The sequence below is a fragment of the Dokdonia sp. PRO95 genome, from assembly GCF_000355805.1.
Lineage (GTDB): Bacteria > Bacteroidota > Bacteroidia > Flavobacteriales > Flavobacteriaceae > Dokdonia.
The window spans coordinates 1,757,895-1,777,574 of sequence record NZ_CM001837.1; the positions used below are offsets into that span (position 1 = coordinate 1,757,895).

General features: G+C 37.2%; 16 protein-coding genes and 1 tRNA gene. 15 read left to right on the forward strand and 2 right to left on the reverse strand.

Annotated features, from left to right (window positions below; translation table 11 throughout):
• The first annotated feature begins 1 nt into the window (after position 1).
• The 6 genes from D017_RS07790 (at position 2) to D017_RS07815 (ending at position 7,071) form a co-directional block, all read left to right on the forward strand.
• Positions 2–1,168 carry a formimidoylglutamase gene (locus D017_RS07790; protein WP_035335753.1) on the forward strand — a complete coding sequence of 389 codons (1,167 nt, stop codon included), beginning with the start codon at positions 2–4 and terminating at the stop codon, positions 1,166–1,168.
• Between the two features lie 108 nt (positions 1,169–1,276).
• Positions 1,277–2,647: a gliding motility lipoprotein GldK gene (gldK, locus tag D017_RS07795; protein WP_035335754.1), complete on the forward strand. Its 1,371-nt coding sequence runs from the start codon at positions 1,277–1,279 to the stop codon at positions 2,645–2,647.
• A gap of 81 nt (positions 2,648–2,728) precedes the next feature.
• Positions 2,729–3,364, forward strand: a complete 636-nt coding sequence (gldL, locus tag D017_RS07800) for a gliding motility protein GldL (protein ID WP_035335755.1) — start codon at positions 2,729–2,731, stop codon at positions 3,362–3,364.
• Positions 3,365–3,411: 47 nt separating this feature from the next.
• Positions 3,412–4,980, forward strand: coding sequence for a gliding motility protein GldM (gldM, locus tag D017_RS07805; RefSeq protein ID WP_035335756.1), 1,569 nt, complete (start codon positions 3,412–3,414; stop codon positions 4,978–4,980).
• Positions 4,981–4,993: 13 nt separating this feature from the next.
• Complete coding sequence (gene gldN, locus D017_RS07810; RefSeq protein WP_035335758.1) at positions 4,994–5,884, forward strand: gliding motility protein GldN; 891 nt, start codon at positions 4,994–4,996, stop codon at positions 5,882–5,884.
• Positions 5,885–6,015: 131 nt separating this feature from the next.
• The gene (locus tag D017_RS07815; RefSeq protein WP_035335759.1) at positions 6,016–7,071 is read left to right on the forward strand and encodes an FAD-dependent oxidoreductase; all 1,056 of its coding nucleotides are present in this window, start codon (positions 6,016–6,018) and stop codon (positions 7,069–7,071) included.
• Between the two features lie 9 nt (positions 7,072–7,080).
• Here D017_RS07815 and D017_RS07820 read toward each other — a convergent pair whose 3' ends face one another.
• The gene (locus D017_RS07820) at positions 7,081–7,476 is read right to left on the reverse strand and encodes a DUF983 domain-containing protein (protein WP_035335760.1); all 396 of its coding nucleotides are present in this window, start codon (positions 7,474–7,476) and stop codon (positions 7,081–7,083) included.
• Positions 7,477–7,558: 82 nt separating this feature from the next.
• Between D017_RS07820 and D017_RS07825 the strand changes: the two genes are divergently transcribed.
• The 7 genes from D017_RS07825 (at position 7,559) to D017_RS07855 (ending at position 16,868) form a co-directional block, all read left to right on the forward strand.
• Positions 7,559–9,469, forward strand: a complete 1,911-nt coding sequence (locus tag D017_RS07825; RefSeq protein WP_035335761.1) for an ABC-F family ATP-binding cassette domain-containing protein — start codon at positions 7,559–7,561, stop codon at positions 9,467–9,469.
• Between the two features lie 336 nt (positions 9,470–9,805).
• Positions 9,806–10,942: an HlyD family efflux transporter periplasmic adaptor subunit gene (locus tag D017_RS07830; protein WP_035335762.1), complete on the forward strand. Its 1,137-nt coding sequence runs from the start codon at positions 9,806–9,808 to the stop codon at positions 10,940–10,942.
• A gap of 1 nt (position 10,943) precedes the next feature.
• Positions 10,944–14,192, forward strand: a complete 3,249-nt coding sequence (locus tag D017_RS07835) for an efflux RND transporter permease subunit (RefSeq protein WP_051583837.1) — start codon at positions 10,944–10,946, stop codon at positions 14,190–14,192.
• Position 14,193: 1 nt separating this feature from the next.
• Positions 14,194–14,877 carry a hypothetical protein gene (locus D017_RS07840; RefSeq protein ID WP_035335763.1) on the forward strand — a complete coding sequence of 228 codons (684 nt, stop codon included), beginning with the start codon at positions 14,194–14,196 and terminating at the stop codon, positions 14,875–14,877.
• On the forward strand, positions 14,877–16,211 hold the full coding sequence (locus tag D017_RS07845; RefSeq protein ID WP_035335764.1) for a TolC family protein: 1,335 nt from the start codon (positions 14,877–14,879) through the stop codon (positions 16,209–16,211). Before D017_RS07840 ends, D017_RS07845 begins: the two co-directional genes overlap by 1 nt.
• 51 nt (positions 16,212–16,262) lie before the next feature.
• Positions 16,263–16,442 (forward strand): CPXCG motif-containing cysteine-rich protein, encoded by a 180-nt coding sequence (locus tag D017_RS07850; RefSeq protein WP_035335765.1) that lies wholly within the window; start codon positions 16,263–16,265, stop codon positions 16,440–16,442.
• A gap of 69 nt (positions 16,443–16,511) precedes the next feature.
• A complete protein-coding gene (locus tag D017_RS07855; protein ID WP_035335766.1) occupies positions 16,512–16,868 on the forward strand; it encodes an STAS/SEC14 domain-containing protein in 357 nt (118 codons plus the stop codon).
• Positions 16,869–16,871: 3 nt separating this feature from the next.
• Here the strand turns inward: D017_RS07855 and D017_RS07860 are convergent, their stop codons facing one another.
• A complete protein-coding gene (locus tag D017_RS07860) occupies positions 16,872–18,428 on the reverse strand; it encodes a hypothetical protein (protein WP_035335767.1) in 1,557 nt (518 codons plus the stop codon).
• A gap of 163 nt (positions 18,429–18,591) precedes the next feature.
• Here D017_RS07860 and D017_RS07865 point away from each other — a divergent pair.
• Positions 18,592–18,664: transfer RNA gene (locus tag D017_RS07865), tRNA-Met, on the forward strand.
• Between the two features lie 267 nt (positions 18,665–18,931).
• Complete coding sequence (locus D017_RS07870; protein ID WP_081804661.1) at positions 18,932–19,609, forward strand: Crp/Fnr family transcriptional regulator; 678 nt, start codon at positions 18,932–18,934, stop codon at positions 19,607–19,609.
• Positions 19,610–19,680 lie beyond the last annotated feature (71 nt).

Genomic DNA, 19,680 nt, shown 5'->3' on the forward strand with positions numbered 1-19,680 from the left:
TATGGCCTTTGAGGTGCTCAGCCCTATACCAGAAATTGCGCTTGCGCATATACAATTACAACACCACCAGTCACTAGGTAATAACATTAGATTACATAGCGGGGAGTTTGGAATGCCAGATCTAGAAGGTGTGCAAATTGCTATTATTTGCTTGCGCGAAAATAGGCGTGATCAAAATAACCTCGGAGAGTCATTATCATTTACAGAATTAAGGACTACTTTTTACGAACTCTTCCCTGGTAACTGGCACACAACAATTGCCGATTTGGGTGACATTCATGGAGGTGAAAGTGTAGATGATAGTTATTTTGCTATTAGAACCATCAACGAAGCACTTTTCAAGCGAGGAATTGTACCTATGTACATAGGAGGAAGCCAAGATTTAGTATATCCTATTTATAGATCGTATGATAAGTTGGATCAAATGGTAAATGTGGTGAATGTAGATAGTCGTTTTGACTTAGGAGATGCCAGCCAGCCTATCCATAATAAATCGTATGTAGGGAAGATTATTGTTGAGAAACCATATAACCTTTTTAATTACTCAAATATTGGATACCAAACCTATTTTAACCCTCAGGAGGAGATAGATTTGATGGATAAACTTTATTTTGATAGTTATCGATTAGGTAATGTCTCGGCCATGATGAATGTTGTGGAGCCCGTAATGAGAGATGCAGATCTCGTCGCGATAGATTTAAATGCTGTGCGTAGTAGTGAGCTGGGTACTAGGTATAATAAAATGCCTAATGGGTTTGATGGTAAGGAGATATGTACTATTGCTCGATATGCGGGTATTAGTGACAAGGTAACGTCATTTGGAGTTTTTGAATATAAGAATGATGCTCATGAGGAAAAAGCAGCGATGCTTGTTGCACAAATAATGTGGTATTTTATTGAGGGGGTGAATTTTCGCGCAAGCGAAAACATGGATGTTGAGAAAGGTAACTTTCTAACATATCAAGTTCCAATTGAAGATGAGGTGTTAACGTTTTACAAAAGTGAAAAAACAGCCAGATGGTGGATTGAAATTCCATTTATTATGGGCTTGAATAATAAATTAAAAAGGCACACGTTATTACCTTGCACGTACCAAGATTATCTGGATGCTTGTAACCAAAACATACCTGAACGCTGGTTCAAAGCAAGGAAGAAAAACGAAATTTGACTATGTGTTTCAACGATGAAATGATTATTTTTGGCGAATAAATTGTTTATTACAAATAAAATAAATAGGTTTACGCCCTTAACTTTAGAATACTTAACCTAATATCCTATGAAAAAGTATATTGCATTTATTGCGATAGTAGCTTTGCTGTCTAGTTGTGGCAAAGGCGATCGAGGGGAACTCGTCGGTGCCAAAGGCAAGCGATGGAACCCTGAAAAACCTTATGGAATGACCCTCGTTTCTGGAGGTGCTTTCATAATGGGTAAGAGTGATGATGATTTTGCTGCGGTAAATGATGCTCCTACAAAAACAGTGACTGTGCGCTCTTTCTATATGGACGAAACAGAAATCACTAACGCAGAATATAGACAGTTTGTGGAGTGGGTACGTGATTCTACAGTACGTACAAAACTTGCGATTCTAGCAGATGAGCTTGGAGAAACTCCAGGTAATGGTGGTATAGGTGAGTTTGCTTTTAGCGATGCAGATCCAGAAAATATGACGCCGTACGAACAATACATGTATGACAACTACTTTGGATTAGGTGAAACTGGTTTTGAAGGTCGTAAACTCAATAAAGATTTAGATATCATTTGGGATACGGCAGAGTATCCAGATGAGTATTATGCTGAGGTAATGGATACCATGTATATCCCAATGGAAGAGGCTTATAATGGACAGCGTACTATTGACGTTGATAAATTAGAATTCCGTTATACATATCTCGACATTCAAGAAGCCGCAAAGAAAAATGGCGGCCGTCGTAAAGATCATATCAAAACAGAAACAGTAAAAATCTATCCAGACACAACGGTTTGGATTAAAGATTTTGCATACTCGTACAATGAGCCTATGCATAATGATTATTTCTGGCATGATGCATATGGTGAATATCCAGTTGTTGGAGTTACTTGGATGCAGGCAAAAGCTTTTTGTGAATGGAGAACGATGTACAAAAACGCTCACCAAAAATCAAAAAAGAGACAATTTGTAAATCGTTTTAGACTTCCTGGTGAAGCAGAGTGGGAGTATGCTGCTCGTGGCGGACTAGAAAGTGGTGATTACCCTTGGGGTGGTCCTTATGCAAAGAATGATAGAGGTTGCTTCCTTGCAAACTTTAAACCTCTAAGAGGTGATTATGGTGCAGATCAGGCATTATATACAGTAGAAGCAGATGCTTACGAACCTAATGATTACAACCTGTACAACATGGCAGGAAATGTGTCAGAGTGGGTAGCTTCTTCTTATGATCCAGCTTCTTATGAATATATGTCTACTATTAACCCTAACGTAAATGACAAAGACAATCGTCGTAAAGTTATACGTGGTGGTTCATGGAAAGACGTTGCTTACTTCCTACAGGTAAGCTCACGTGACTATGAGTATCAAGACTCTGCTCGTAGTTATATCGGTTTTAGAACCGTGCAGGACTTTATGGGTGTTGATGAGAAAATCAACCTTAGAAAGCCGAACAAATAACGAATTGAATAATTCCCAAATTATAACAATTACTTAATCTAATTTAACTTACTTAACTAAACTTAACTAAAAGAATTTATCATGGCACAATCTCAAACAAGAAAAAAAATAATGAATGCCGTTTACGGTATTGGAGCAGCTGTAGTTATCATTGGTGCACTTTTTAAATTAATGCACTGGCCAGGCGGAGATTTAATGCTTATTATAGGACTTGTAACTGAAGCATTAGTTTTCTTTATCTCTGCTTTTGAACCAGTTGATTCAGATCTCGACTGGGCATTAGTTTACCCGGAACTAGCAGGTGGTGCAAGTGGATCAAAGAAAAAGGCAGCAACTCCTGTAGATGCTGAAGCTCAATTATCTAAAAAATTAGATAATATGCTTAAAGAAGCAAAGATTGACTCTGAACTTATGACGAGCTTAGGAACTAGTATCCGCAGCTTTGAAGGTGCAGCAAAAGGTATTGCTCCTACAGCAGACGCAATGACTTCTACAAAAAAGTATTCTGAAGAGATGTCTCTTGCAGCTGCGCAAATGGAATCATTAAATAGTCTTTACAAAGTACAAGTTGAGTCATCTAGCCGTCAAGCGGAAATCAACGAGCAAGTAACTCAAAATGCTGGTAAACTTAAAGATCAAATGGAAAGTCTAGCGACAAACCTTTCTTCTTTAAACGGAGTTTATGGTGGAATGCTTTCTGCAATGAACAAAAACTAATTTTAGTTGTTTACACAATTAATAAACTAACAACTAAAATTTAAAAAATGGCAGGAGGAAAACAAACCGCAAGGCAGAAGATGATAAACTTGATGTACTTGGTGTTTATAGCGATGCTAGCACTACAGATGTCAAGAGAAGTATTATCTGCTTTCGGATCAATAAATGAAAAGTTTGAGCGTTCAAATGTTTCATTTGAAGCTAAAAATGACTTAGCATTTGCAGATATATCAAAAAAAGCAAATGAGAATGAAGAGTTCAAAGCAGCTGCAGTTACGGCTAAGAATGCTAAGGAACTAGGTAACACGTTGTTTTCATTTTTAGAAGAGGAGAAAGCCGCGCTTACTGGAGATATGGAAGATCCTACAGATTATGAGGCAATGGATAAAACGACTTTCATAGATGAGAGATACTATGCTGGCGGAAAAATCACACCAAAAGGAAGTGAGTATCTAAGTCAAATGGACACTTACCGTGAAGGTATGTTGAAATTAGTTGGTGATAATGAAGCATTGGCTACTCAAATTAAAAATGACTTTAGTACTAGCGATGTAGTAACTGGGGGTGAAGGTGATGATGTTAAGAAAACTCAAGACTATATTTCTTATCACTTTGTAGGTTTCCCATCAGTTTCTTCTTTAACTAAGATGTCTCAATTACAGAATGATATTAAGGTTGTTGAAAACGAACTATTAACTAAACTACTTTCGGGTAATCTTAAGGAGCTTGCTTCTTTAGATAACTATGAAACTGTAATGACAACTTCAAAAGGAGCTTATTATACTGGTTCTACTTTTGATGGTGTTCTTTCTTTAGGTCGTGTAGATGCATCTACAAAGCCTTCTAGAGTAGAATTAAAGCTAGATGGACGCCCAATTCCAGAAAGTAAAGTTTCTTACGACGGTGGTAAACTCGTTTTAGGAGTTAATACTGGAGGAGTAGGTGATCATAAAATTACAGGATCATTGTTTTACCCTCAAGATGGTAAAGAAATTGAAGTAGCGGTTGAACAAGCTTTTACAACGATTAACAAGCCTAACTCTGCAACTATTGCTGCAGATAAAATGAACGTGGTATATCGTGGTGTTGCAAACCCGATGACTATATCATTTGCAGGTGTTGCAAATAATGCTGTAAGTGCATCTGGTGCTGGTCTTTCTAAAAGATCTGGTACTAGCTACACAATGACACCTGGTCAAGGACGTGAAGTAACTATTAATGTAACTGCAAAGCTTCCTGATGGAGGTGGTACGGTTTCTGATAAAGCTGTTTTCCGTATTAAAGATATTCCACGTCCAGTAGGTACTCTAGGTGGAGATGATAAAGGAAATCTTAAAAAGCCTAGAAATACAGTTGCAGCGGCACCAATAGGCGCTAGTCTTCCGGATTTTGATTTTGATCTTAACTTAAGGGTTAATAGCTTCAAGTTTAGAGCAGGAGATGCGGCAACAGTTTCTGTACAAGGAAACAAGCTTAATGCAGCTGCTAAATCTGCACTAAAGCGTGCAAAAAGAGGATCTACAGTACAGATCTTTGATATTAAAGCAAGTATACAAGGTAACTCAGGATACAGATTGAAGACAGTTTCTCCAATTATCATTGAGTTAGCAAACTAAAATATAAGTAATTATGAGTCTTAAACGTTTAATTTTTGTTGCACTCGGTCTATTGATGGCAGTCCCAGCTTTTGCGCAAGGAAATATCCTTAATGCAAAGACACCGGATGAAATGTTTGAAGTGACCGAAGAGCAAAAAGCAAAGGACAATGACAATCCATTGCCATATGGTTATGTTGAAAAACGTGACGTATTATGGGCAAAAAATACTTGGGAGGTTGTTGATCTTGATGAGCGCGTAAACTTCCCTTTATACTATCCTATCGATACTGTAAATATGGGGTCAGATCGTCGTTCACTTTTTGATGTTCTTGTCAAGAATATTAAGAACGGTAAAATAGATGCTATTTATAGAGACTCATACTTTACAGAAAAAATTCAGTTAGGAGATCTTTCTGCCGCAATGGTAAAAATTGATACTTCTGATGCTGGATATGATCAACTAAATGCTGGAGAATCTATCTCTGATTATAATATTGAGCGTACAGAGATTACTGCTTATGATATTAATGCATACCACATACGTGGTTACTGGTATATCGATAAGCGTCAGGGAGAGCTTAAATACCGCTTATTAGGTATTGCTCCAGTTTCTGGTGATGTAAACTTCTTAGATGATGCAAGTGCTGCAGATATTGAACTTTTCTGGATATGGTTTCCAGGAGCGCGTGACGTATTGCACAATGCAAAAGCATTTAATCGTAAGAATACATCAATGCCTATCTCATTTGATCACTTGTTAAATAGTAGACGTTTTAATGCTACTATCTATAAGGAGGACAATGTTCAAGGTGATCGTAAGGTTAAAGAGTACATCAATGATAACTCAATGATGCAGTTATTAGAGTCAGATCGTATCAAAGAACGCATTAGAGATATTGAACAAGATCTTTGGAATTACTAGAATAATTTCCAATCATATTATAAGCCACCTAAGCAATTCGTTTAGGTGGCTTTTTTACTTTATAACTTTTAACTTATAAATAGGAGTGCTACCTACAAGCTGTTAGGCTACTATTCTTGTATTTTTGTAAGGTGAAAGAAGTAGATTATATTATTGTAGGTCTGGGGCTGGCAGGAATCGCCTTTTGTGAAGAATGTGAGCGCAATGGGAAGACTTTTATTGTTATAGATAAAGGAATAGAAGGAGCTAGTCGTGTCGCCGCTGGTTTGTACAATCCAGTAATACTTAAACGTTACTCATTACCTTGGAAGGCTATTGAGCAATTTGATCTTGCAATACCGTATTTTAGAACTTTAGAAGAGAAACTTGGTGAGTCCTTTATGGAGGAGTTGCCTGTGCGCAAAGTATTCCATTCTATCGAAGATCAGAATAATTGGTTTACTGCAAGTGATAAGCCTGGCCTAGATCGGTTTGTGAAAACGGCGATAATAAAGGAAGAACGAGATGAGATTTCCGCACCATTTCACTATGGGGAAGTGCTAGAGACAGGGAGAGTTGCAATTACAAAACTGCAGTCTTCTTATGAGAAATATCTTGCGGGTAAGTCCGCTTTCGCGAAAGCGGTATTTGATTATGACTTATTACAATTACAAGACTCCTCAGTAACTTACGATGGTTATAGAGCCACTCGAATCGTCTTTGCCGAAGGTTATGGAGTGAAGAGAAATCCTTATTTCGGAAAATTGCCCTTAGTAGGTAATAAGGGAGAATATATAATTATCAGTGCGCCACAATTACAATTAAATGCAGCGATAAAATCTTCATTTTTCATCGTTCCATTGGGAAATGATCTTTATAAAGTAGGAGCAACTTATAATTGGACAGATAAAGACTGGCAAACTACAGTAGAGGCTCGTGAAGAGCTTTTAGAAAAGCTTGATGCGCTAATTAATGTGGCTTATGAGGTAGTTGGCCAAGAGGCAGGTGTGCGTCCAACAACGGGGGATAGAAGGCCACTGCTAGGTATTCACCCTATCTACAGCCAGCTAGCTATATTAAATGGGCTAGGTACAAGAGGTATTATGGCAGGGCCGTTGCTAGCAAAGTTGCTATATAATTTTTTAGAATATCAAGAAGCGCTCCCTACTGAAGTGGATGTGATGCGTTTTCCTAAAAAATTTAAGTAGTGAAAACTTTTATTTGCTTGATAGTTGATCTTTAGTGGGGTCATACTTCATGAAGAAGTTAATCCAAATATTGCGAGCTAGTCGCATGATCACAGGCATGAATATAATCATAGTTCCTACAATTGCAATAAATGTATTAACTAGCGTTGCCTCAAAAAAGAAGTAGGTGATTACAAATGCTGCTGTCGCAAAAGCAATCCCAACAGGGTAGCTTACATACATCGCTCCGTAAAAGAAAGAAGGCTCTATTTTATATTTGGTGTTGCAATGAGAGCAGCGTTCATGCATTTTAAGCGTTTGGGAAAGTACGTACGGATTTGGGTTTTTGTACATAGATTCATTTTGACAAACCGGACATTTTCCATTAATAATACTGTTTAGTTTGCTGCCTTTTAGAATTCCCATAATCTCTTTGGTTTATGAGTACAAATTTAAGCATCTTTGCAGTCCTCATACTTTATAAATCATAATATTTACTTATCTACTTATGCTTAATATTCATAACCTTTCTGTCTCATTTCAAGGTGAATATCTTTTTGAAGAAATCACTTTTCGTCTCAATGGTGGAGATCGTGTGGGACTTGTAGGTAAAAATGGTGCAGGTAAGTCTACTATGTTGCGCATTATTTCTGGAGAGCAACCTTATGATACAGGCTCAATTGCCATTGAGAAGGAAATAAGTATTGGTTTTCTTAAGCAAGATATTGACTTTATTGAAGGGAGAACTGTACTTGAAGAGTCATATGAAGCATTTAAAGAAATTAAAGAGCTAGAGGCAAAACTTGATGAAATTAACAATCAGCTGGCTACTCGTACGGATTATGAGAGCGAAGGCTATAACCAGCTGATGATTGATATTAATGATGTGCAACATCAATATGAAGTACATGGAGGTTATAACTATAAAGGAGAGACAGAACGTATACTTCAGGGATTAGGATTTAAACGTGAAGATTTTGATAAGCTTACAGATACCTTTTCTGGTGGATGGCGTATGCGTATTGAGCTAGCAAAGCTATTACTTCAAAATCATGATATCTTATTGCTGGATGAACCTACAAACCACTTAGATATAGAATCTATTATCTGGCTTGAGACTTTTTTAAAAGGATATTCTGGGGCTGTGGCAATTGTATCACACGATAAAATGTTTTTAGATAACGTTACAAATCGTACAATAGAGATTTCTTTAGGTCGCATATATGATTATCCAAAACCGTATACAGAATACCTCGTATTACGCAAAGAATTAAGAGAGCAGCAGCTAGCTTCTCAAAAGAACCAGCAAAAGCAAATAGAGCAAACCGAGAAACTCATCGAGAAGTTTCGTGCAAAAGCTTCTAAGGCTACTATGGCGCAATCGCTTATTAAAAAGCTTGATAAGATAGATCGTATCGAGGTAGATGAGGATGATAATAGCGTGATGACATTAAAATTCCCAGTATCTATTACTCCCGGAAAGGTGGTGGTAGAGGCAAATGATGTAGAAAAGAGCTATGGTGATAAAAAAGTACTTAATAACATAGATCTACTTGTTGAGCGAAATACAAAAACTGCCTTTGTAGGGCAAAATGGCCAAGGTAAATCTACGCTGGCAAAGATAATTGTAGGAGAGCTAGAGCATCAAGGGAATGTGAAGTTGGGTCACAATGTGCAAATAGGATATTTTGCTCAAAATCAAGCTGAATATTTAGACGGTTCAAAAACCGTTGAGGAAACTATGATTGACGCAGCAGATGAGCGCACCAGGCCACTTGTGCGTAATATTCTAGGTTCTTTTCTCTTTAGGGGAGAAGAGGTTGATAAATACGTACGTGTACTTTCTGGAGGTGAGCGTAACAGACTTGCACTGGCTAAGTTGATGTTACAGCCTTTTAATGTGCTTGTGATGGATGAGCCTACTAATCACCTTGATATAAAATCTAAGAATGTGCTTAAGGATAGCCTTAAGCAGTTTGAAGGAACTCTTATCGTTGTATCTCACGATCGTGATTTCTTACAAGGACTTACAGATCGTGTTTATGAATTTAAAGACCACCGTATACGCGAGTTTCTAGGTGATGTAGATTACTATCTTGAACAGCGCGAGGTGACTAACTTACGCGAGATTGAAAAAAGAGACGTTATTAAAAAAGAAGCTCCTGTAAAAAGTTCAAAAAAATCATACGAAGATCAGAAGAAGCTCAAATCGCTTAATAATCGGTTGAGTAAGGTGGAGTCTAATATCAATAAGTTAGAAAGAGAAGTTAAGCAGCTTGATGCAGACCTAGCAACTAATTATGATGAGACCGTGGCTAAGCCAGATTTCTTTGATAACTATAATAGTAAGAAAAAGAAACTAGATGGATACATGGAAGATTGGGGTAAGATAACGGAGGAGCTGGATGCGTTAAATTAAGATTTTAGTTACGCTTTCGCGAAAGCGTACTCATCACAACACATAAACTGTAGACCCCACTATTTGAGTGGGGTTTTCTTTTTGTAAACATTTTTTTTAGAAATAGTATCAAGTGTTATTTGGTTTTTATTAAGAATGAGGGAGTTAAGGGTGAGATTGTCACCGTTAAATCTTACTTCTGTATCCATAACCTAATCAGTATTTTAAGTGGTGGAGGTTCATTTTGTGCTTCTAGGAGTTATGAGGTTTTTTAAGACATCGTTAACAACAGTCGCGGCTTGACATGGTTAGCTTTGCGTATTGATCATTAGGTCATATTCAACCAAAAAAAATACGATGCGTAAAATCATCCTTTCTCTATTAGGAGTACTACTCATAATAGGCGCTTTCTTTGCTTCTGAGGCAATTGTTGCTAGTAACCAACGTACACGGCCAAAACCTGAAAAGGTGGTTAAAACAGTCTTTGTAGAGGACGTGGTTAATGGTGTGGTTCCTATCGAGATTTCGGCAAATGGTAACCTTGTGGCGCAACGCAGATTAGAGGTGTTCTCTGAAGTACAAGGAATTTTACAAAAAGGAAGTAAGCTCTTTAAGCCAGGTCAAACCTATAGAAGAGGAGAAACTATATTACGTTTAAATAGTGCAGAGTATTATGCATCTGTGCAATCTCAAAAGAGTGCTTTGTTTAATCAAATTACTGCTATTATGCCAGATTTGAGATTAGACTATCCAGAGGCTTACCCTAAATGGCAGAAGTATATTAGCAACTTTGATGTAAATAAGTCAACACCTGCACTTCCAGAAATTACCTCAGAAAAGGAAGGTTACTTTATCTCAGGGCGTAACATTCAGACTGCATACTATAATGTGAAGAACCTCGAGCAACGACTTGGGAAGTATAATATAGTAGCACCTTTTACTGGAATACTAACCGAGGCATTGGTTACTGAGGGAACTTTAGTGCGCCCAGGTCAAAAACTAGGAGAATTTATTGACACAAGTGTTTATGAGCTTGAAGTTGCAATAAGTAAGAATTATGCAGATTTGCTTAAAGTGGGTAATGAAGTAGCGCTTACAACGATTGATGGAGACCAATCGTACACTGGGAAGGTGACAAGAGTAAACGGTAATATAGATCAAGCTTCACAAACTATAAATGCATACATAGAAGTAAAGGACAGCGCGCTTAGAGAAGGTGTTTATCTTGAGGCTGTGCTCCAAGCTAAAGAGGAGACAGATGCGATTGCAATAGCAAGAGGATTGCTGCAGCCAAATAATCAAGTCTTTACCGTAAGAGATTCTATTCTTGATATTATCGATGTAAAGCCAGTGTACTTCTCAGATAAAGAGGTTGTTGTAAAAGGAGTGCCTAATGGAACAAAGCTTGTAAGCAAGCCAGTTCCAGGAGCTTATGCAGGTATGCTTGTAAAAATTTACCAGGAGAAAGATTCATCACAAGCACCAGCCGAGTAAGATGCGTAAAATTATAGAGTACTTCATAAAGTACCACGTAGCTGTTAACGTGGTGGTATTAATGTTTGTGGTTTTTGGGATATTTGGAGCCTTATCATTAAAGTCTTCATTTTTTCCACTTGTAGATTCAAAAAATATAAACATTACTGTTGTTTACCCTGGAGCTTCCCCACAGGAGGTAGAGGAAGGTATTGTACTCAAAATAGAAGATAATCTTAAAGGCCTAGATGGTGTAGAGCGAGTAACTTCTACTTCAAGAGAGAATAGCGGAAATATAAATGTAGAGATCGAGAAGGGAAAGGATATTGACTTTATGCTTCTTGAGGTTAAGAATGCTGTAGATCGTGTGCCATCTTTTCCCTCTGGTATGGAGCCACTAGTAGTGGCAAAGCAAGAAGCAATACGCCAGACCATATCTTTTTCTATAAGTGGAGAAGATGTGACGCTAGCTACGCTTAAACAAATAGGGAGGCAGGTTGAGAATGACCTAAGAGCAATTGAGGGTATATCACAAATAAACGTATCAGGTTATCCTGATGAGGAAATCGAAATCGCCGTAAACGAGAATAGCTTGCTAGCTTATAATCTTTCGTTTGCAGATGTATCTCAGGCAGTAAGTAGATCAAATATCCTTACTACGGGAGGATCTATAAAAACAGAAGCAGAGGAGTATCTCATACGAGCAAATAACAGGGCTTATTATGGCGACGAACTCTCTAATGTTATTGTAAGATCTGACGCCAGCGGAAGAACCATACGTCTTAAAGATGTAGCAACCGTAAGAGATCGCTTCTCTGAAACACCTAATGCAAACTACTTCAATGGAAATCTTGCTGTAAATGTTTCTATCACCTCTACAAACACAGAAGACCTTATAGGTGCTGCAGAGAAAGCAAAAGAATATATTGCAGACTTTAATGACAAATACAATAACGTGCAACTTGCCGTTGTAAATGACTTATCTATAACACTTGTACAGCGTACTGCTTTACTTACAGAGAATGCTGTAGTAGGGATGATACTTGTGCTTATTTTTCTATCATTATTTTTAAATACCCGACTTGCCTTCTGGGTAGCCTTTGGACTTCCAGTAGCTTTTTTAGGAATGTTTATGCTGGCGGGGTATTTTAATGTAACTATAAACGTATTGTCTTTATTTGGGATGATTATCGTTATAGGTATTCTAGTAGATGATGGTATTGTAATTGCCGAAAATATCTATCAGCATTATGAACGCGGTAAGTCACCAGTGCAAGCTGCAGTAGATGGTACCATGGAAGTATTGCCTCCTATTATTTCTGCTATATTAACGACTATTCTTGCGTTTGGTATTTTCTTATTCTTGGATGGGAGAATAGGGGAGTTTTTTGGAGAAGTTTCTGTAATTGTAATGCTTACCCTAGCAGTATCATTAGTTGAGGCTCTTATTATTCTTCCGGCCCACCTTGCGCATTCTAAAGCCTTAAAGAAACAGGATAACCGCCCCAAAAAAGGAATTGCAAATGTGTTTTCAAAACTGCGCTATGTAAACGAGTTTGGAGATCGCATTATGGTCTGGTTACGTGATAAAGTGTATAGCCCTATATTGCGTTTTGCATTAGACTACAAATTTTTGATGTTCTCCTTCTTTATTGTTTTTATCTTATTGACTTCAGGGAGTTTTCAAGCGGGGATTATAAGAGGTGCATTCTTTCCTAATGTAGCAAGTGATAATGTACGTATAACTCTCAATATGCCTAACGGTACAAATGCGGGAGTGACAGATAGTATTATCTCTATGATTGAAATGAAAGCTATTGAAGTAAATAAAGAGCTTTCAGAAAAATACAACAACGAGATAGACGGACCATTGTTTGAGAATATCATCAAAACATTAGGCCCTGGAACTTCTACAGCGACGCTCAGTGTAAACTTACTCCCTGGTGAAGAAAGACCTAATGATATTACTTCCATTCTTGTTGGTAATATGATACGTGAGAAAGTGGGGCCAGTCATAGGGAAAGAGAGCCTCGTGTACGGAGGTGGTGGAAACTTTGGAGGAAGCCCAGTAGCAGTTTCCTTACTAGGAAACAATATTACAGAGCTTAAAGCAGCTAAGGCAGAATTAAAGCAATCTCTTGAGTCCAATCCTGTACTTAAGGATATTACAGATAATGATCCAGCGGGAATCAAGGAAATAAGACTACAGCTTAATGAGTCTGCTTATGCTCTTGGCCTCAACTTGCAAACAGTAATGACGCAGGTGCGTGCAGGATTCTTTGGGTCACAAGCACAACGTTTTCAAAGGGGGCAAGATGAGATAAGAGTTTGGGTGCGATATGATCGTGATAATAGATCTTCTATTACAGACCTAGATGATATGCGCATACTTACCCCTAGTGGTTCAAAAGTGCCACTTAATGAGATAGCGAGCTATACCATAGAAAGAGGTGATGTGGCTGTTAACCACCTAGAGGGAAGGAGAGAAATACAAATACTTGCAGATCTCAAAAATCCAAAAGAGGTAAGTGCTACAGATGTTATGACAGATTTGCGCACTAATGTAATGCCAGAAATCTTATCAAAGTATCCTACGGTAACCCCATCTTATGAAGGTCAGAATAGAGAGGCTGGTAAATTAACAGGTTCTTTAAAGCCGGTGGGACTTACTGTGCTCGCGCTTATATACATTGTGATTGCTTTTACCTTTAGAAGTTATAGTCAGCCATTAATGTTGTTGCTTTTAATTCCTTTAAGTCTTCCTGCAGTAGCATGGGGGCATTGGGTACATGATTTTCCGCTTAATATTTTATCTATGTTAGGTATTATCGCACTCGTAGGTATTATGGTAAATGATGGCCTCGTATTAATAGGTAAGTTCAATACTAATCTTAGAGAGGGGATGACCTTTGACGATGCTATTTTTGACGCTGGGCGTTCACGTTTTAGAGCTATATTCTTGACATCTATAACAACGATAGCAGGACTTGCACCACTTATTTTTGAAGAAAGTAGACAAGCACAGTTCTTAATACCTATGGCGATTTCTATCGCTTATGGAATTGGTTTTGCCACGATACTTACACTTGTAATGCTACCTATTTTTCTTTCCTTTAGTAACTGGGCAAAAGCGACCACAGATAGACTTATAAAGGGGCGTAAAACTCCTCGAGAAAATCAAGAGCGAGCAGTAAAAGAGATGGAAGAAGAGGCAGAAAATGAAGCTCAAGAAGATCGAGCAGCTTTACCACATAATACAAACATAGCTTAATATGAATTTGTATAAAAATCATACACAACGTGAGATACTAGCAGTGCTAGAGCAAAGCGATAAACTTACGTACGAGGCGAAGCTTAACTTGCTTAGAGAGATAAACAAACGTTCTATAGCGGTACCTACAGACGCGTTGCAGTCGCAAATCGCACAAAAAGAAGTTGCAATTAATAATCTAGACTATTTAAAGGACATAGGATTCATTTATGTTATGGATGAGCAAACGGATACTATCACCATACGTAGAGCTTCTGGAGCAAAGTTAATGGACATAGCAGCAGTTGTTGTAGGAGTGATTTTATCACTTGTGGGACTCATTCATTGCTGGTTGTTACTTGCTATTTTTACTGGAAGTAATGAATTTACGCTCACAAAACTATTTACCTACGCATTCATGATAAGTCTGGGACTCATTGGGTTTAAGATGCTAGGAGGGATTAACCGTTTTTTAGATTACAATAAGTTTTTACTAGTGCAACATCGAGACACTGTAAGAATTAAGAAGGGTGATGTAAAAGGCGAGCATACATTTAATACAGCAGATTTAAAGCTAGAAGAAGAAGGTGAAGATGAGCTTATTTTAAGTGCAGGTGAGATTGAGATTATGCGTAGCTCCCCGCACAATTTAGTTCAAAAACTCACTATGGAAGCGCTATTGCATAACATTTTAAGGAATCAATAATGAAACTTTCAGTACAAAATATAGCAGTATTTCTTTTATTGTTCGCTTTCGCGAAAGCGTACTCTCAAGAAACTCCAACCTCATTGCTTACTAAGGAAGAGGCGGTACGTACTATGCTTGAGAATAATTTTGGGATTCTACTTGCCAATAATCAAGTGGCAGTTGCCGAAAATAATACAGGAATTTTAAATACAGGATATTTACCTACGATAAGCACTACAGCGGGTATAAATTATAATGTAGACAATCAAGAAGCTACTTTTCAAGATGGTACATCAAGATCTGTAAATGGAGCAGAGACGACAAGATACAACGCGTCTGTAAATCTAGATTATACACTTTTTGATGGCTTAGGGAGGTATTATAACTACAAGACTCTCAAGGAGCAATATGGTTTATCTAAGCTACAGGCTAGAGAGACAATTGAAAATGTGATGGTGCAGCTATTTACAGTATATTATGAAGTTGCGCGTGTCGAGGAGAATCTGGGTGTGCTAGAAAATGCACTTGAAATATCAAAAGAGCGTGAGCTTAGAGCACAATATCAATTTGATTACGGGCAAGTAAACAAGCTTGAAATCCTTAACGCGCAAGTAGATATTGTAACAGATAGTACAAATATTCTTAATGCAAGACAGCAGCTGCGCAACGCACAGCGTGATCTTAATGTGGTGCTCGCAAGAGAACTTGAAGACCTGAAGGTGGCAGATACTACAGTTGCTTTTATAAACCCTATAAGCATAGAAGAGTATATTAATGAAGGGACTGTAAATAACATTTCGCTTTTACAATCAGAACAAAATATAATCATTAGTGATTACCAGATAAAGCAGGCTAAATCACTTTTACTTCCTACAGTAGGAATAACAGGAAGCTATGGATGGAATGAAGGGAATTTTCCTGCGACTAACTTTCTTGCTTCAAGTACATCTACTGGTTTTCAAACGGGAGCAACCTTACGATGGAATTTATTTGATGGAGGTAGTACTATAGTTGGCATTAAGAATGCTAAAATAGCACTTGACAGCCAAGAGTATATTAAAGAGCAACTTAAGCAACAAGTAGAACGTGATATTTCAAATGCAAAAGGCAACTATTATAATGCACTTGCAATTTATAACTTACAAGAACAGAATGTAATTACGAGTAAAGCAAACTTTGATAGGTCTGAGGAGCGGTTTAAATTAGGTCAAATCACAAGTATAGAATTTCGTCAGGCGCAGTTAAATCTCCTTAATGCGCAAACTACCAAGAACGCAGCAAAGTATACCGCAAAGCTAGCAGAGATACAATTATTACAGCTCACAGGTCAATTACTTAATGTAGATTATTAATACGTAGGTGGCGCTTTCGCGAAAGCGTACTCCTATATAAATTAGATCATCATGTACGAACATTTTTTTCAATGCCCATACTGTTGGGAAGAGATTTCTATGCTCTTAGATCCATCTGTAAGTAGTGTTTATGTAGAAGATTGTGAGGTGTGTTGTAATCCTATTGAACTACAAGTAGGTTTTGACGATGGAACTTTAACCTCATTCTCTGCTATAGACATTGAACAATAGACTATTTTCTTACAATACGTTTTACTTTTCCATTCATAAAAGATTTATCTTTCTATTAATAAATTCTTCATGATTATAGAACTTAATATCGCAGATGACACTCTAGGCTTTGTTTATGAAAACAAAATAGCGCAAGATGGTGTTAATCAAGTGAAGGCGGCGATAGAGAAAAAGCTTGAGAGTCACGATAAAATCAATATCTATCTTGAAGATGACGATGTGGATGAGATTGAGATAAGAGCATTTATTGACCATACTTTTTTTGATATCTCTTATGCAAAGCGTATTAATCGATTAGTGATCGTATCTAAGAGATCGTGGATACGCCGAGTAGTGCGTCTCAAGGATTTATTAATGACCTCAGATGTGAAGGCTTACCCATCAAAAAAACGTGTAGATGCTTTGTGCTGGGTTATGAAAAAGTAAGAATTACCCTTTTCCTGCGAGCGTTTTTATCAAACCAGACTTGAGGTTAAGCCAAAGATAATTGAAGAATGACTTAGTTGTATCTCTTTCTGTCTCACCAGAGCCTTCTCTAAAATCTGTAGGTTTATCATTACTATCTTCTTTGATAAATAGGTTTATAACCTTAGATAATAACTTGTTAATGCCTTTCCCTTTTTTACGCATTATTTCAATCTCAAAATCATCATATTTCATACGCATATCAATGCTAGACTTGCTAGCATTACCGCCTATGGTAAAGTAGGTATGGTGCGTTTCTCCAGTAAGTTTTGCATTGAGATTAGGAGCCGTAAATTGATTCATTTGCTCTCCTTCTAATTTGCCTATGCTACCTTGAAATAGAAACTGATCACTATAATCGTTTACATCAAAAGACCAATCCACTTCAATAGGAGTGTTATCCATAAAAGTAGCGGTGAGTTTTAAGGCTGTTTTATCGCCAGCGGGATATGTGTTTCCTAGTTTGTTTATAGATGCATTAAGAGCAGAAAATTCAATGCGCCCTCCTTGATCTTCATCCTTTAATTTTTCTTGATAAACAATACTGCCATCTTTAATAGTAACATCATCTACTAGGAGGTTAATAGGAGCATCCCTGAGCATTTTACTATAAAGAGGCTTGTAACTATTATCATCAGTAACTAGCTTGTCTCTATAAACATCTAAAGTAGGCTTGCTAATGGTAATTGAGTTAGCTCCTGCAAATAACTCACTATTTTCAAATCCAAAAGTGGGATTGTCTATTTCAATGACTGCTATTTCTAGATTAAAATGATCTCTTTCCGCTGGGATTACATTCGAGAGGTCAGCCTTACTGTATTTTGTATTCAGTGTGATATTGTTGAAACGTCCTTTTCTATCAGTTATGGTAAAATCGTCAAGAGTGAGTCGTTCGTAGTTGCCTACTTTTAGAGATATATCAGAACCTTTAGCATTGTAGTCGGAGTAATCTAGAGGTAGCTTTCTGGTTAACGTCTTACTATCTATATAAATGTCGTCTATTTCTAAAGTTATATCTGCTACGCTAACGGATATTGAATCTTTCGTTCCATCATAAATCTTCAAGGAAGCATTATCTATACTTAATTCTTCAACCAGAATGGGTTTAAAAACTTTGGCAAGAGGTTTTCTTACCGTGTCTGTTGATTTCTTGAATTTATGCTTGCTGTAAGTAATTGCTGCATCGTTGAGTTTTATATCTTCTATTCTAATTTCTTTACGAACTAGATAGCTCCAGTAGCTCACATCTTCAATTGTAAATGAGTTTGCCTTAACAATTGTGTGCGTTATAGTATCCGTTTTGTTCTGAATATGCACTTCTGGATCTATAATAGTGATAGTTCCAGATAGACTTTTAAGATTTATGTCTTTATAAGTGACGGTAAAATGATCAGGAAGTCGATTTTTTAGAAAAAATTCTGCTTTATTTTTTACTGCACGATTTATTAAAAGTTGAGCTGTAAAAAGTGCTAGTATTAAGATTGCCAGCGAGATGAGAATCGTTCTTGTTTTTTTATTCATAGGTTAAATATAATATGCAGTAATGGCTGAGAAAAAAGTTTGTGATTTCTTGTTAAATATGCCCTTTGTGATTTGGTAATAAGGAAAAGTTTGTTGTATATTTGCACTCCAATTAACGCAGTACTGATGGCCTAATCAAGAAACGTGTTACTGGAGCATATATCGCGGGATAGAGCAGTAGGCAGCTCGTCGGGCTCATAACCCGAAGGTCACTGGTTCGAGTCCAGTTCCCGCTACTAAGTAAAAAGCTTCACAGCAATGTGGAGCTTTTTTTATTTCCTCTAGTTTCCTACTGTACCTACAGTATATTCCCTCTACTTCATAATGCTGCTGCAGCATGCTTTTTTGCTATTCTTTAGCATTTAGACAGTTTTCTTAAATAAAAGTTTTCACATTCTAGTTGATTACTCTAAAGTGTCGCCTGAAGTAAGTATCCTCAAAATAAGTCGTCCAAACCCTAAACTATTTTACTACTATTGTTGTGTAACCTAAATGATTAATATTTGAAGACAATCACAAAATACTGGTTTTTAGAGGGTTTTAATCTCTTTAAGAAGCTCGGAATGATCAACATGATGAAAATGTGCGAGATTCTTGAAATGGATACTATAGAAAAAGGTAAGCGCATCGAACTTAGAGATGAGCATAAGAATAGTGTTTTTTTCTTAAAAAAGGGAAGTGTCAAAATTGTAGATAAAACGAGCAACACTGCTAAGTACATAGTTAAAAGGGGAAATGTCTTTGGGGAGCTTGCTTTATATGATAAGGCAGCTGCAAGTGAAGAAATTGCTTATGCGTTAGAAAGCTGTGTTATATGTTATATAGAATCCAATGAGATGGAATCGCTTATGGATAAGCACAAATCCCTTAAAAATGGACTTCTCAAAATCTATGGCTTACGTATTCAAAAACTTGAACGACGACTACATGATTTGTTATACAAAGACAGTACAACAAGAATTAAGGAGTTTATATCAGATTATCTAGAAGAATTTGGAGAGGCTGAAGTATCTGGTCGTTTACACGACAAGAACCTTTTAAGACACAAGGATATTGCAAACCTCACAAATACTTCTAGGCAAACTGTTAGCAATGTATTGAGTTCCATGAGAAAAGAAGGCTTTATAAATTATAATATGGAATTCATTTCAAAAGCATCTCAGAACCTTGATGAGGTTTAAAGAGACTATTTGAACAATTGTGTTGAGTGATTCTAGCTTACTATAGAGATTTCAATTTTTAACGTAGTGCA